The sequence below is a fragment of the Bradyrhizobium sp. LM2.9 genome (assembly GCF_054056555.1).
The window spans coordinates 4123511-4137055 of record NZ_JBSRYJ010000002.1; the positions used below are offsets into that span (position 1 = coordinate 4123511).

At 63.6% G+C, this 13545-nt stretch carries 14 protein-coding genes; 8 read left to right on the forward strand and 6 right to left on the reverse strand.

The genetic code is table 11. The annotated features are described in order from the left end of the window. The first annotated feature begins 109 nt into the window (after positions 1 to 109). Complete coding sequence (gene ku, locus ACVWW3_RS21535) at positions 110 to 994, forward strand: non-homologous end joining protein Ku (RefSeq protein WP_354105765.1); 885 nt, start codon at positions 110 to 112, stop codon at positions 992 to 994. Positions 995 to 1131: 137 nt separating this feature from the next. On the opposite strand, the gene ACVWW3_RS21540 is transcribed toward ku, so the two are convergent. From ACVWW3_RS21540 to ACVWW3_RS21565, 6 genes are all read right to left on the reverse strand, one after another. Then, positions 1132 to 1821: a response regulator gene (locus ACVWW3_RS21540; RefSeq protein ID WP_247442830.1), complete on the reverse strand. Its 690-nt coding sequence runs from the start codon at positions 1819 to 1821 to the stop codon at positions 1132 to 1134. Continuing rightward, positions 1818 to 4541, reverse strand: coding sequence for a DUF4118 domain-containing protein (locus ACVWW3_RS21545; protein WP_456672102.1), 2724 nt, complete (start codon positions 4539 to 4541; stop codon positions 1818 to 1820). The genes ACVWW3_RS21540 and ACVWW3_RS21545 overlap by 4 nt, the downstream gene beginning before the upstream one ends. Before the next feature lie 40 nt (positions 4542 to 4581). Further along, entirely contained in the window at positions 4582 to 5187 is a 606-nt protein-coding gene (locus ACVWW3_RS21550; RefSeq protein WP_456648727.1) for a K(+)-transporting ATPase subunit C, read from the reverse strand. Between the two features lie 108 nt (positions 5188 to 5295). Continuing rightward, positions 5296 to 7410 (reverse strand): potassium-transporting ATPase subunit KdpB, encoded by a 2115-nt coding sequence (gene kdpB, locus ACVWW3_RS21555; RefSeq protein WP_456648726.1) that lies wholly within the window; start codon positions 7408 to 7410, stop codon positions 5296 to 5298. 17 nt (positions 7411 to 7427) lie between these two features. After that, positions 7428 to 9131, reverse strand: a complete 1704-nt coding sequence (gene kdpA, locus ACVWW3_RS21560) for a potassium-transporting ATPase subunit KdpA (protein ID WP_456648725.1) — start codon at positions 9129 to 9131, stop codon at positions 7428 to 7430. 111 nt (positions 9132 to 9242) lie between these two features. Continuing rightward, positions 9243 to 9332 (reverse strand): K(+)-transporting ATPase subunit F, encoded by a 90-nt coding sequence (locus ACVWW3_RS21565; protein ID WP_008133410.1) that lies wholly within the window; start codon positions 9330 to 9332, stop codon positions 9243 to 9245. 623 nt (positions 9333 to 9955) lie between these two features. On the opposite strand from ACVWW3_RS21565, the gene ACVWW3_RS21570 reads away from it, so the two are divergent. The 7 genes from ACVWW3_RS21570 to upp all read left to right on the forward strand — a co-directional run bounded on the left by ACVWW3_RS21570 (position 9956) and on the right by upp (position 13538). Further along, on the forward strand, positions 9956 to 10423 hold the full coding sequence (locus ACVWW3_RS21570; protein ID WP_456648724.1) for a hypothetical protein: 468 nt from the start codon (positions 9956 to 9958) through the stop codon (positions 10421 to 10423). 155 nt (positions 10424 to 10578) lie between these two features. Further along, positions 10579 to 10833: a hypothetical protein gene (locus ACVWW3_RS21575; protein WP_247350831.1), complete on the forward strand. Its 255-nt coding sequence runs from the start codon at positions 10579 to 10581 to the stop codon at positions 10831 to 10833. A gap of 24 nt (positions 10834 to 10857) precedes the next feature. Next, positions 10858 to 11775: a 4-hydroxy-tetrahydrodipicolinate synthase gene (dapA, locus tag ACVWW3_RS21580; protein WP_456648723.1), complete on the forward strand. Its 918-nt coding sequence runs from the start codon at positions 10858 to 10860 to the stop codon at positions 11773 to 11775. Positions 11776 to 11903: 128 nt separating this feature from the next. Continuing rightward, complete coding sequence (locus ACVWW3_RS21585) at positions 11904 to 12095, forward strand: hypothetical protein (RefSeq protein WP_247350829.1); 192 nt, start codon at positions 11904 to 11906, stop codon at positions 12093 to 12095. 18 nt (positions 12096 to 12113) lie between these two features. Then, positions 12114 to 12515: a hypothetical protein gene (locus tag ACVWW3_RS21590; protein ID WP_456648722.1), complete on the forward strand. Its 402-nt coding sequence runs from the start codon at positions 12114 to 12116 to the stop codon at positions 12513 to 12515. Between the two features lie 90 nt (positions 12516 to 12605). Next, the gene (locus ACVWW3_RS21595; RefSeq protein WP_256467627.1) at positions 12606 to 12734 is read left to right on the forward strand and encodes a hypothetical protein; all 129 of its coding nucleotides are present in this window, start codon (positions 12606 to 12608) and stop codon (positions 12732 to 12734) included. Between the two features lie 168 nt (positions 12735 to 12902). After that, complete coding sequence (gene upp, locus ACVWW3_RS21600; RefSeq protein ID WP_247350823.1) at positions 12903 to 13538, forward strand: uracil phosphoribosyltransferase; 636 nt, start codon at positions 12903 to 12905, stop codon at positions 13536 to 13538. The last annotated feature ends 7 nt before the right edge of the window (positions 13539 to 13545 follow it).

Here is a 13545-nt window from a genome sequence, read left to right on the forward strand (position 1 = left end):
CGGATTCTCTTTTGGCGTGAAAGCCTATCACGGCCCACAACCCACCCGGAACCAAAACCCCACGGGACGGTTGGGGTTCCAAAATGACTCGAAGACGCTGGAGAACGGAATGGCCCCGCGCGCCTATTGGAAGGGAACGTTGAAGCTCTCGCTGGTCAGTTGCCCCGTTGTGCTTTATCCGGCGACCACCGCGGCCGAGAAGACGCGGTTTCACATGATCAACCGCGAGACCGGCAACCGATTGAAGCAGCAGATGATCGACGCCGAGACCGGCGACGTCGTCGAGAGCGATCAGAAAGGACGCGGCTACGAGCTACGCAAGGGCAAATATGTCGAGATCGAGCCGGAGGAGCTCGAAGCGGTCCAGATCGAGAGCAACCACACCATTGACATTGAAAGCTTCGTGCCGAGCGACGAGATCGACCAGCGCTATCTCAACCATCCCTATTATGTCGCGCCCGACGGAAAGGCTGCGATCGACGCCTTTGCCGTGATCCGCGATGCCATGAAGGACCAGGACCGCGTGGCGCTCGCCAAGATCGTGCTCACCAATCGCGAGCATATCATCGCGATCGAGCCGCTTGGCAAGGGCCTGCTCGGCACCACCCTGCGCTTCCCGTACGAGCTGCGCGACGAGGGCCAGTTCTTCGACGACATCAAGAGCCCGAAGATCACCAAGGACATGGTGGAGCTCGCCGGCCATATCCTCCAGACCAAGACGGCCCATTTCGACCCCAGCAAGTTCAAGGACGAATACGAGAACGCGCTAAAGGCACTGGTGAGGCGCAAGGCCAGCGGCAAGACAATCGAACTGCCGGAGCCTGAGGAGAAGCCGAGCAACGTCGTCAACCTGATGGATGCGCTGAAGCAGAGCTTGAAGGGACGCGGCGGGAAGAAGACGTCGGGAAAGTCTCATGCCCGCCGCACGAGGGGACGGCAACGTAGCGCGAAGAAGACGCAAAGGGCCGCGGCGGGGCGTCGCAAGGCGGGTTGATTTACTCCGTCATTGCGAGCGTAGCGAAGCAATCCAGAACCTTTCCCGAGAGACAGTCTGGATTGCTTCGCTGCGCTCGCAATGACGATGCTGATGGAGGCTCGCGCCACAATCTCCGTCGTGGCTGCCGCAAGCAGCTAATCCCCCGCCCTTAGCCGATACCCGATCCCGGTCTCCGTCAGCACATATTGCGGCCGTTCCGGATCGGCCTCGATCTTCTGGCGGAGCTGGCGGACATAGACGCGCAGGTATTGCGCATCCGTCAGTTCGTCCCAGAGCTCCCTAAGCAGGAAGCGATGGGTCAGCACCTTGCCGGCATGCTGCACCAGCACGCGCAGGAGATCGTATTCTTTCGGCGACAGTTTGACGTCCCGCTCGCCGACCTTGACGATGCGGCGCACCAGATCGACGGAGAGGTCAGCAGTGCGGAATACCGGGCGCTCGCCCTGGACCTGAAGCTGGTGCCGCAGCGCGGCGCGCAGACGTGCCAGGAGTTCGTCCATACCGAACGGTTTGGTCAAGTAATCGTCGGCGCCGAGATCGAGCGCCTGTACCTTGCCGGCCTCGTCGCCGCGGCTCGACAGCACCACGATCGGCACAGCTTCATTGCGGGCCCGGATGGTGCGCAGCAGCTCATGGCCCTGGATGTCGGGCAGGCCAAGATCAAGAATGATCAGCGCGGGTTCTTCGACAAGCTTTTCCAACGCCATCTTGCCGTTCGACGCCTCCAGGATTTCATAGCCTTGCGTCGAGAGTCCCATCCGCAGCAACTTGCGGATCGGCGGCTCGTCGTCGATGACCAGCACCTTGATCGGGGCAGCACTCATGCGGCGGTGTCCAATGCCTGGGTCTGGGCCGGAATGGGCAGACGGATGGTCAGAACCGCGCCGTTCCGGTCGTTGCGATTCGCGGCCGAGATCGTGCCCCGCATCGCTTCGACGAAGCCGCGGGAGATGGCGAGCCCGAGCCCGGTGCCGGGACGGACACGATCCCCCTTCTGTGCGCGATAGAACTTGTCGAAGACGCTCTCGAGCTCCTCGGGCGGAATGCCGTCGCCCTCGTCGGCAATCTGGAGCACCACGTGATCGCTGTCGCGTCGGCTGCGGATCGAGACCGTCGTGTCGGGCGGTGAATATTTGGCGGCGTTGTCGAGCAGGTTGAACAGCACCTGCTCGAACAGCACCGCATCGAGCTGGAGCATAGGAAGGTCTGCGGCCAACACCAGTTCGACCTTGTGGGCGGTGAGTATCTTGGCTGCACGCCGTAGCGCGCTGCCGACGATCTCGCCGAGATCGTGCAACGCGGTGTTGGGCACGATGGCGCCGGATTCAAGCTTGGTCATGTCGAGCAGGTTGGCGATGAAGCGGTTGAGCCGTTCGGATTCGTCGATCACCGTGGCAAGCAGGTCGCGCTTCTCGGTGTCGGAGAGCGCGCTGGCGAGATCGCGCATGGTCGAGGCCGCACCTAGCACGGATGCGAGCGGCGTCTTCAAATCATGCGAGATCGAGGTCAACAATGCAGAACGCAATCGCTCGGATTCGACGGTGCGCTTGACGCGATCGACGTCCTCAACCAGCAGCACGCGCTCGATCGCCAGCGCACCCTGGTCGACCAGCGCATCGAGCAGGCGGCGCTGGTCCGGGGTCAGCAACGGGCCGGTGCGGTCGTTGTCGATGCCGATGACGCCGATCGGACCGCGCCCGGTGCGCATCGGCAGGAACAGCCGTTTTGCGCCCGGCAACGTGTCCGAGCCGCGGCCTGCGGGGCGGTCGTTGCTGCAGGCCCAGTTGGCGGCGGCAAGGTCAGCCTGATCGAGATCGTCCTCGGGCGGATAGCCTGATTTCACCGTGAGCAGGCCTTCCTCCGGCAGCAGCAGCACCACGCGGACTTTCAGCATCAGCGCGATTTGGTAGGCGGTCGTCCACAGCACGTCGTCGAGCGTGCCGGTGCCGGCGAGCTTGCGGCTGAAAGCGTAGAGCTGCTCGGTGGTCCTGATGCGGCCGATCGCGGTGTCAGCCTGGGTGCGGACCCGCCCGGCGACATTCGACACCACGAACGCAATCAACATGAAGAAGAAGAACGCCGCGACATTGGTCGGATCGGTGATCGTGAAGGTATAGACCGGCGGCAGAAAGAAGAAATTGTAGGAAAGCGACGCCGCGACACTCGCAAGCAAGGACGGCCACAATCCGTGGCGCACGGCAACGGTCACCACGGCGCTGAGGAACATCAGGTCAACGTTTTCGATGCCGACATACGGCTTGATGGCGACGGCGGCAGCAAGACCAAGCGCGGTGATCCCGAGCGCCTTCAGATAGGGCCAGGCATCGAACGGGTCTGATCGCGCTGCCGTCTGCACCGCCGTCTTCGGCGCCGGCTCGCTCGTGAGCTCGTCGCCGGGAATAACGTGAACGCTGATATTGCCGGACCGGCGCACCAGATCATGCACGACGGAGCCGCGCGTCATCTCGAACCAGCGCGAGCGCGTCGACTTGCCGATCACGATCTGGGTGACATTGTTGCCCTGCGCGAAGTTGACGACGTCGTCCGCGAGGCGGCGGCCGACGCCTGGAATCGTCAGCGCCTCGCCACCGAGCGATTCCGCGAGCCGGAGCGTGTCGGCCAGCCGATCGCGCTGCTCATCCGACAATTGCAGGGACCGCCGCGTCTCGATCGAAACCGCGGTGAACGGCGCGTGCAGCCGGTCGGCGAGCCGTTTGGTGTAACGCACGAGGCCAGTCGCGCGCGGATCTTCGCCGACGCAGACGAGGATGCGCTCGCTGGCGGCCCAGGGGCCCGAGATCGCATTCGCCTGCATGTGACTGAGAAGTTGCTCGTCGACCCGTTCGGCCGTGCGCCGCAAAGCGAGCTCGCGCAGCGCGGTGAGGTTGCCCGGCGAGAAATAATGCTCCAGCGCCCGCTCCGCCTGCTTGGGAACATAGACCTTGCCTTCCTTCAGGCGCTGGATCAAATCGTCGGGCGTGAGGTCGATCAGCTCGATCGCGTCGGCGCGGTCGAATATGGAATCCGGCACTGTCTCGCGCACCCGCACATGGGTGATCTGGGCGACGACGTCGTTCAGGCTCTCGATGTGCTGGATGTTGACGGCGGTATAGACGTCGATGCCGTGTGACAGCAGCTCCTCGACGTCGAGATAGCGCTTGGGATGGCGGCAAAGGGGACCGTTGGTGTGGGCGAGCTCGTCGACCAGCGCGATTTTCGGCCGGCGCGCGATCACGGCATCGAGGTCCATCTCCTCGACCATCTGGCCGCGATAGTCGAGCTTCTTGCGCGGGATCACCTCCAGTCCACGCACCAGCGCCTCGGTCTCGGCGCGGCCATGGGTCTCGACGAAGCCGACCACGACATCGATGCCAGCCTTGCGCCTGGCATGTGCGCTTTGCAGCATCTCATAGGTCTTTCCGACGCCGGGAGCGGCGCCGACGAAGATCTTCAGCTTGCCGCTCGCACTCTCCTCCCTGCGCGCTGCTTCCAGCAGCGCCTCGGGCGACGGACGTTGTTCGGGATCGCGGCGCTCTCGGACCATGGTGCCAGTATAATCACCCTGATGCCACGAGCCTAGACCGCTACTTCGCGGCCACGCGATCGAGCGCGAGGTTCAACGCCAATACGTTAACGCGGGGTTCGCCAAGCAGGCCGAGCAAACGACCTTGGGTGGCGGAGGCCACCAGCTGCTTCAACGTGTCCTCCGGCATATTTCGGGCCTTGGCGACGCGCGGTACCTGGAATTGTGCCGCCTCCGGCGAGATGTCCGGGTCGAGACCGCTGGCCGAAGTGGTCACCAGGTCCACCGGCACCGCGGCGTTGGAATTCTCGCCCCTGAGCTTGTCCACGTCTTCCTTCAGCCGGTCCGCCAACGCCTTGCTGGTCGGACCGAGATTGGATCCGCCCGAATTGGCCGCGTTGTAGGGTGCCGGCACCGTCTTGGTCGAATCATTCGGGTCTGGCGCCAACGTCGCCGAGGGACGGCCGTGGAAGTACTTGTCGTCCTTGAACTCCTGCCCGATCAGGGCGGAGCCAACGACCTTGCCGTCCTTCTCGATCAGGCTGCCCTGCGCCCGTGCGGGGAAGAGCGCGCCGGCAATAGCCGTCATTGCGAGCGGATAGGCCAGACCCGTGATGACGGTGAGCACCAGCAGGAGGACGATGGCGGGGCGTATTTCTCTGAGCATGTGTTTCTCCTATTTCTTCCGTCATTGCGAGCGAAGCGAAGCAATCCAGAGTCTTTCCGCAGAGGCAGTCTGGATTGCTTCGTCGCTTCGCTCCTCGCAATGACGGGGTTATGCCAAATGCAAGGCGGTGACGACGAGGTCGATCGCCTTGATGCCGATGAAGGGAATGACGATGCCGCCGAGCCCGTAGATCAACAGGTTGCGCCGTAGCAGCGCGCCGGCACCGACCGCACGGTAGGCAACGCCCTTCAACGCCAACGGGATCAGCGCAACAATGATCAACGCGTTGAAGATGATTGCCGACAGGATGGCGCTCTGCGGGCTCGACAGGTTCATGACGTTGAGCACGTTGAGCTGCGGGTAGAACGCCAAAAACATCGCCGGGATGATCGCGAAATACTTGGCGACGTCGTTGGCGATCGAGAATGTCGTCAGCGCGCCTCGTGTCATCAGCAACTGCTTGCCGATCTCGACCACCTCGATCAGCTTGGTCGGGTTGGAATCGAGGTCGACCATGTTGCCGGCCTCTCGCGCGGCCTGGGTGCCGGTGTTCATGGCGACACCGACGTCGGCCTGCGCGAGGGCCGGCGCGTCGTTGGTGCCATCGCCGCACATGGCCACCAGCTTGCCCTTGGCCTGCTCGTCGCGGATCAGCTTGAGCTTGTCCTCGGGGGTTGCCTGCGCCAGGAAATCATCGACGCCGGCTTCCGCCGCGATTGCCGCGGCCGTCATCGGATTGTCGCCGGTGATCATGACGGTGCGAATGCCCATGCGGCGCAGCTCGGCAAAGCGCTCGCGGATGCCACCCTTGACGATGTCCTTGAGCTGGATGACGCCGAGCAGCTTGCCGTCCCTGGCAACCGCCAGCGGCGTACCACCGGCCTTGGAGATCTCGTCCGCAATCGTCTGCACCTCCCGGCCAATATCCGAAAGCACCGCAGGCTGGATGGCGCGGACCGTGTTGCCTGAAGCAACCGCCAGCGGCGCGCCGCCACCGACATAGTTGAGCATGGCATCGACCGCGCCCTTGCGCACCGATGAGCCGCCGGCATCCACGCCGCTCATGCGGGTCTGCGCCGTGAACGGGATGAAGGTGGCGCCCAGTTCGGCCATGTCGCGGCCGCGGATGCCGTGTTTCTCCTTGGCCAGCACGACGATCGAACGGCCTTCCGGGGTCTCGTCGGCGAGCGATGCGAGCTGGGCCGCGTCCGCGAGCTCCTGCTCGGTCACGCCGCGCACCGGGCGGAAGGAGGTCGCTTGGCGGTTGCCGAGCGTGATGGTGCCGGTCTTGTCCAGCAACAGCGTGTCGACATCGCCGGCCGCCTCGACCGCGCGGCCGGACATCGCCAGCACGTTGAAGCGGACCAGGCGATCCATCCCGGCGATGCCGATTGCCGACAACAGCGCACCGATCGTGGTCGGGATCAGGGTCACGAACAGCGCGACCAGCACAATCACCGAGATCGAGCCGCCGGCATAGGCCGCATAGCTCGGAATGGTGACGGTGGCGAACACGAAGATGATGGTGAGGCCGGCCAGCAGGATGTTGAGCGCGATCTCGTTTGGCGTCTTCTGCCGCTCGGCGCCCTCGACCAGCTTGATCATGCGGTCGATGAAGGTCGACCCCTGCGCTGCCGTGATCTGCACGCGGATCCAGTCGGACAGCACCTGCGTGCCGCCGGTCACCGCCGACCGGTCGCCGCCGGATTCGCGGATGACAGGCGCGGATTCGCCGGTGATCGCGGCCTCGTTGACGGAGGCGACGCCCTCGATCACCTCGCCATCGGAGGGAATGGTATCGCCGGCCTCGACCAGCACGATGTCATCGACCTTGAGGCTCGTGCCCGGCACGAGATTGAAGGCTCGGCCGGCACCACTCAGGAGCTTGGCCTGGCTCTCGGTGCGTGTCTTGCGCAGCGATTCGGCCTGTGCCTTGCCGCGGCCTTCGGCAACCGCTTCGGCGAAATTGGCGAACAGCACCGTGAACCAGAGCCAAAGGATGATCTGGAAGGTAAAGCCCAGGCCCGCACCTCCCGTAAGGACATCGCGCAGAAAGATCGCCGTGGTGAGCGCGGCCACGACCTCGACCACGAACATCACCGGGTTCTTCACCATCAGCCGCGGATCGAGCTTGGTGAAAGAGGCGCTAATCGCGGGCACCACGATGTTCGGGTCGAGCATCGCCGACATTGACGCGCGCTTATGCAGTTTCATCGTATCCATGGAGGTCGCTCCAACAATCAGAACAGGTTACCGGCGTTCATCGCCAGATGCTCGACGATCGGGCCGAGCGCGAGCGCCGGGAAGAAGGTCAGGCCGCCAATGATCAGGATCACGCCGACGACAAGCCCGACAAACAGTCCGTCCGTGGTCGGGAATGTGCCCGCCGACGGCGCGATCGATTTCTTGGCGGCCAGCGAGCCCGCAATCGCCATCGCAGGGACGATCATGAAGAAGCGGCCGACGAACATCGCGCTTGCCAGCGTAAGGTTGTAGAATAACGTGTTGCCGGTGAGGCCCGCGAAGGCCGAGCCGTTGTTGCCGGTCGCCGAGGTGAAGGCGTAGAGCACTTCGGTGAAGCCGTGCGGTCCGGCATTCGCCATCGAGGCGACCGCCGCCGGATAGACCACGCCGACCGCGGTCCAGCCGAGATACATCAGCGGCAGCACCAGGATCGCGAGCATCGCCATCTTGACCTCACGCGCCTCGATCTTCTTGCCGACATATTCCGGCGTGCGGCCGACCATCAGGCCCGCCACGAAGATCGCGAGCACGACAAACAGCAGCATGCCGTAAAGGCCAGCGCCGACGCCGCCGACGATGATCTCGCCGAGCTGCATGTTGATCAGCGGAATCATGCCGCCGAGCGCGGTGAAGCTGTCATGCATGGCATTGACGGCTCCGCAGGATGCGGCCGTCGTGATCACGGCGAACAGCGAGGACGCGACGATGCCGAAGCGAACCTCCTTGCCTTCCATGTTGCCGCCGGTGAGACCGAGCGCATGAAGGGCCGAGGTGCCGCTGGCTTCCGCCCAATAGGTGACGGCAACGCCGCCGACGAACAGCACGCCCATCACGGCAAGAATGGCCCAGCCCTGGCGCTGGTTGCCGACCATGCGGCCGAACACGTTGGTGAGCGCGGCGCCAAGCGCGAAGATCGAGAGCATTTGCACGAAGTTCGACAGCGCGGTCGGATTCTCGAAGGGATGCGCGGCATTGGCATTGAAGAAGCCACCGCCATTGGTGCCCAGCATCTTGATCGCGACCTGGGAGGCGACCGGGCCCACCGCGATGGTCTGCTTGGCACCTTCGAGCGTGGTCGCCTCGACATAGTCACCGAGCGTCTGCGGCATGCCCTGCGAGACGAGGAACAGCGTGTAGACGATGCAGATCGGCAGCAGCACGTAGAGTGCCGTGCGGGTAACGTCGACCCAGAAATTGCCGACAGTGCGCGCCGAGGCGCGCGAGAAGCCGCGGATCAAAGCCACCGCCAGCGCGATGCCGGTTGCCGCCGACAGGAAGTTCTGGTGCGTCAGGCCGAGCATCTGCACGAGATAGGACAGCGTGCTTTCGCCGCCGTAGTTCTGCCAGTTGGTGTTGGTGATGAACGAGATTGCGGTGTTGAAGGACAGATCCTCGGCCACCGCCCCCTGACCAGCCGGATTGAACGGCAGCACGGCCTGAAGCCGCATCACGCCGTAGATGATGAGGAATCCGCCGACGTGGAACAGCAATATGGCGACCGTGTAAGTCAGCCAATGCTGCTCGCGCTTCTCGTCGACGCCGGAGAACCAGTAGATGCCGGCCTCGATCGGACGCAGCACCGGCGACAGGAACGTCCGCTCGCCGTTGAACACGCGCGTCATGTACCAGCCGAGCGGCTTGGTCAGCGCGACGATGATGCCGCAGAAAAGAATGATCTGGAGCCAACCGATCACAGTCATGGAATCAACCCTTCAGGCTTGGTGCCCGGCGCATCAGCGGCAGGAGCACCGAGAGCAGGCAGGCGACGAGCACGGCGTCCGCCAGCAGTAATTCGAGGAGAAGCGGCACGGTCAGAACCGTTCAGGCCGAAGCAGCGCGTAAGTGAGGTAGATCAGGAGGCCAAACGAGACGGTGCCGGCGAGCGCATAATCGAAAATCATGGTCCGCTCCCTCACAGCCGTTCGCAGGCGTAGGTGTAGCCGATCGCGAGGGCGAAGAAGGCGAAGCCCAGCCCCAGCATCAGAATGTCCATCATGGCGATACTCCTTATTGCTAGACGATATCCGGCGTAACCAATCTCTGGATGCCGGCAGGCTGCTTGCTCCGCGCGAATGCAACGCGTGTCTGCGCCCGGCCGGGACTTTCACCGTGCTGAAGTGCCACCGCGTACATAGATTTTCGAGATGAAGCCTATGGCGAAGTTATAGGAATCTCATAAAGGCCGGCACGTCTTCGCCAGCGGCCATGCGACACTGACAACGCATTCCAGGCGGTCTTTCCGGGCAGGTGGCGCAGCGACGCGATCCACCGTCACCATCGCTACCGATCCTTAAGGCAGACTGTGGGGAAGGTTTTTTCAAAATGCCGGTTTCTATAAGCCTTCACCTTCGGTGGAGATGACAGTCGAGAATGAGCGCTGTCTTTTGCCTCTTACCCGGAGGCATACGCACACTTATGAAATGCTTATATCTCTCGCCCGCTCCTCATCTCGTTTTCAAACGTGCTTCCAGCCATCTTGGGCATGCCGGCCGACTGACCGACACCAATTCCAGGAGGCCTGAACATGACCGCCGCACTCCGACATTACGATCCATCTTCGTTCAGCGAACGCCTGCGCGATGCGCACGCAATGACGCGACCGTTGATGCTCGAGATCATCGACCACGCCTGCCGGCACTTCCCCTCGCTTGGACAAAACGGCTGCACCGCGCGCGTCATGCGACTGGTCGACGCGGAAGCCTGGGCCGATGCCGCACTGGCACTGTTGGAGATCGAGTTGCCGACGTGGCAGGCCCGCCGCATCGCCTATGACGAGGGCGAGTGGCACTGCGCGCTCTCGCGCGAGCGCGAGCTGCCGGACTGGCTGGACGCCGCGGTCGAAGCGCGCCACGCGGATCTTTCGTTGGCCCTGCTGTCGGCCTTCATCGAGGCCCGGGCATTGGCCGCGGAGATGTCACGGCCCAGCGTTCCTTCTGTTCGTGCGCCGCTGGATCCGCTTTACGAACCTGTCGTCTGTGACAATTTCGGCTAGAGCGGCCTGACGGGTTCGGCGGGCTCACGCCTTTCTGACCTTCCTATCAGATCGTCGCGTGGCCTCCCTCGAAATCACATTCGCAAGGAAAGATATTGAGTCTGCAGGCGCGGTCAATGCTGCCGCCACCTGTAGCGATCAGAAGGAATATCGAAGTGAAACTCATCGAACCTCCCTCGTGCAGCGCGCCTTCCACCATCGTCTTCATTGGCAGGAACAGTCGCGGCCATTGGATCGCGCAGGAGCAGAACGGCCTCTATGGCGGCCTGTTCGTCAGCCGCGCGCAGGCCATCAAATATGCGCTATTCGAAAACGGACAGCATCCCGAGACCATCGTCGAGCTGCCACGCGAGATCGAACTCGACATGGGCAAGAGCGGCAACAGCAGTATCTCGCGGCACGTTGCCTGAGCCGTCGCCTTCGAGCGAAAAGCCATGTTCATCCCTCCCTCAGCTTGGTTCACCGGCTTCATTCCGGACGTACCGACCCCGTTCGACGCGGCTGACGCCATCGATATCGAGGCGTTCGCCGCGCTCTGCGAGCGCCAGGTTGCGGTTGGCGTCGCCGCTCTAGTGATCTGCGAGACGGTCGGCGAGGCGCCAACGCTCTCGCCCGCCGAGCAGGAGCTCGTCATTCGCACTGCTGTCGACGTCGTCCGCGGTCGCGCGCGAATTATCGCCGGCGCGATGTCGAATGCGACCGGCCACGCCATCGAACTCGCGCGGCGCGCGGAGGCTGCGGGTGCCGATGCCATCATGTCGGTCGTGCCCGCCTATAACAAGCCGATGCAGGAGGGGATGCTCGCGCATTTTCGCGCCATTGCCGGTTCGACCGGTTTGCCGATGATCCTGCACGATGTTCCCTCGCGCACGCTGCGTCCGCTGGCGGACGAGACCATCGTGCGTCTCGCGGAATCCCGGCAATTCGCCGGCTTACGCGACGGCAGCGGCGATATCAGTCGCCCGATGCGCTTGGGTCGGCTCCTGCCGGCCAGCTTTCGCCTGCTGTCCGGCGACGATACCACCGCCTTCAGCTTCATCGCGAGCGGCGGCGATGGCGCGATCTCGGAGATTGCCAATGTCGCCCCGGATCTCTGCCGGACGATCTTCTCACAGGCGAGGCAGGGCCGCCTGCAATCGGCGCGCTACCTGCACAAGCGCCTCATCCCGCTTGTCGCCTGTCTCTCTCGCGAGAGCCCGGCGGCGCTGAAATGCGCCTTGAGCATCCTCGATCTGATGCGGCCGGATACTAGGCTGCCGATCGTGCCGCTGAACGACGTTGCGCGAGCGGAGGTCGCCCGAGCAATCGCCGCGATCGCCGGTGAGGAGCTGAACGATAGCGTCGGAGCGTAGGCACAGCACTTATGACGTTCCTATATCGCTGCACGGACAGTCGTCTCGCATTCCTATGCTTCGACATCCATCATACGAGCCAGGATCGGAGCGGCCGTATCGCCGCACCACGCATAAGGACTTCCAACATGTCGATGCTGACACATGGCTTTGACCGGCACTTTGGGAAGGTCGAACGCCCGGTACGGATCTCGATGGCGCGCAAGGCCCAGCTCAAGCGCCTGGCACTACGCGCGCTGGGCGTGCTCTCGATGGGCAGCGTGCTCACCGCGCTCATCGCGTTGAAGACAGCGATCCATGTCTGGCACCTGCACGCCTGACCAGAATGGCAGACCATCATGACCTTGCAGATGTGTGAGGAGGCCGCGATGGCGGCAATCGCGCTTCAAGCTGCCCGTCGCGCGCCCGAGGCCCGGCAGACGCCAGTGTTGCTCAAGCCGCTCGATCCCGATGTCGTCAGCGCCTCCATTCCCGCGTTCTTCATCGGGCGCAACGCGGCCGGCCTCTGGGTTGTCCGGGAAGCGAACGGGCGCATCGGCGGCCTGTTCCTGTTAAAGAGTTCGGCGGTCGATTTCGCCAACCGGCAGAGCAAGCCGGCAAGGTGCGCGCTGGTGTTTCCCACCGGGATTTTTGAGCTCGACATCGAGAACCGCGGCAATCCGCTGATCGTGCTGGCCGCACGATTGCTGGAGGGGGCCAAGCGGCTCGCGGCGCTCGTCGCCGCAAGGCGACAGACATGACCGAGCTCAAGATCATCATGCTGATCGCCCTGATAGGACTGCTGCTCCTCGGCATGCGTCTCACCGCAGCCCCGACTTCGGACGGCTAGCATGCAGCTCCTCAAGGGAAATCTCGAGCAGGTGGTCGCCACGACGATCCTGACCATGACGCTGAGCCTGGTCTGGGGCGCGATCCTGACGATCGTGATCACGCTCGTGGCGCGGGGGCTTGGGATCTAGCCTCTCGTCGCCACGCGTACGGCAATCGAGCGGGAATTGACTATGGTTGCCTACGAGGCAAGCAACCGGGCGCGAACGGCGGTGGCGATCCTTGCTTGAGGCTGCGTATCCCGCCAAAAACGCTCGTCCGATCTGGCGCAATTTCACGGAACCGTGTAGAGCGATTTCATGAGCATCAGCAACGTCAATGTCGTCGCCCATCCCCTGGTCCAGCACAAGCTCTCCCTGATGCGGGAGAAGGACCGCTCGACCAAGAGCTTTCGCGAGATCCTGAACGAGATTGGGATGCTGCTCGGCTACGAGGTGACGCGCGACCTGCCGCTGGAGCTGGTCGCGATCGAGACGCCGATCGCGCCGATGCAGGCGCCCAAGATCGCCGGCAAGAAGCTCACGCTGGCTCCGATCCTGCGCGCGGGCGTCGGCTTCCTCGACGGCATGCTGGCGCTGATGCCCTCGGCGCGCATCGCCCATATCGGGCTCTACCGCGACCCCGAGACGTTGCAGGCCGTGGAATATTACTTCAAGGCGCCGCAGGATCTGTCGGACCGCACCGTGATCCTGATGGATCCGATGCTGGCGACCGGCAACTCGGCCTGCGCCGGCGCCTCCCTGCTCAAGGCGCGCGGCGCCCGCGATATCCGCTTCGTCTGTCTTCTGGCTGCGCCCGAAGGCATCGCGCAGTTCCGGAGCGAGCATCCCGACGTGCCGGTCTGGACCGCCGCAATCGACGAGCGGCTCAACGACCACGGCTACATTGTGCCGGGCCTGGGCGACGCCGGCGACCGGATGTTCGGCACCAAGTAGACAGCTT

Bases quoted from the DNA above. Each gene is read 5' to 3' on its own strand.
- ku (WP_354105765.1), top strand. From the start codon at position 110: ATGGCCCCGCGCGCCTATTGGAAGGGAACGTTGAAGCTCTCGCTGGTC.
- ACVWW3_RS21540 (WP_247442830.1), bottom strand. From the start codon at position 1,821: ATGAGTGCTGCCCCGATCAAGGTGCTGGTCATCGACGACGAGCCGCCG.
- ACVWW3_RS21545 (WP_456672102.1), bottom strand. From the start codon at position 4,541: ATGGTCCGAGAGCGCCGCGATCCCGAACAACGTCCGTCGCCCGAGGCG.
- ACVWW3_RS21550 (WP_456648727.1), bottom strand. From the start codon at position 5,187: ATGCTCAGAGAAATACGCCCCGCCATCGTCCTCCTGCTGGTGCTCACC.
- kdpB (WP_456648726.1), bottom strand. From the start codon at position 7,410: ATGGATACGATGAAACTGCATAAGCGCGCGTCAATGTCGGCGATGCTC.
- kdpA (WP_456648725.1), bottom strand. From the start codon at position 9,131: ATGACTGTGATCGGTTGGCTCCAGATCATTCTTTTCTGCGGCATCATC.
- ACVWW3_RS21565 (WP_008133410.1), bottom strand. From the start codon at position 9,332: ATGATTTTCGATTATGCGCTCGCCGGCACCGTCTCGTTTGGCCTCCTG.
- ACVWW3_RS21570 (WP_456648724.1), top strand. From the start codon at position 9,956: ATGACCGCCGCACTCCGACATTACGATCCATCTTCGTTCAGCGAACGC.
- dapA (WP_456648723.1), top strand. From the start codon at position 10,858: ATGTTCATCCCTCCCTCAGCTTGGTTCACCGGCTTCATTCCGGACGTA.
- ACVWW3_RS21585 (WP_247350829.1), top strand. From the start codon at position 11,904: ATGTCGATGCTGACACATGGCTTTGACCGGCACTTTGGGAAGGTCGAA.
- ACVWW3_RS21590 (WP_456648722.1), top strand. From the start codon at position 12,114: ATGACCTTGCAGATGTGTGAGGAGGCCGCGATGGCGGCAATCGCGCTT.
- ACVWW3_RS21595 (WP_256467627.1), top strand. From the start codon at position 12,606: ATGCAGCTCCTCAAGGGAAATCTCGAGCAGGTGGTCGCCACGACGATC.
- upp (WP_247350823.1), top strand. From the start codon at position 12,903: ATGAGCATCAGCAACGTCAATGTCGTCGCCCATCCCCTGGTCCAGCAC.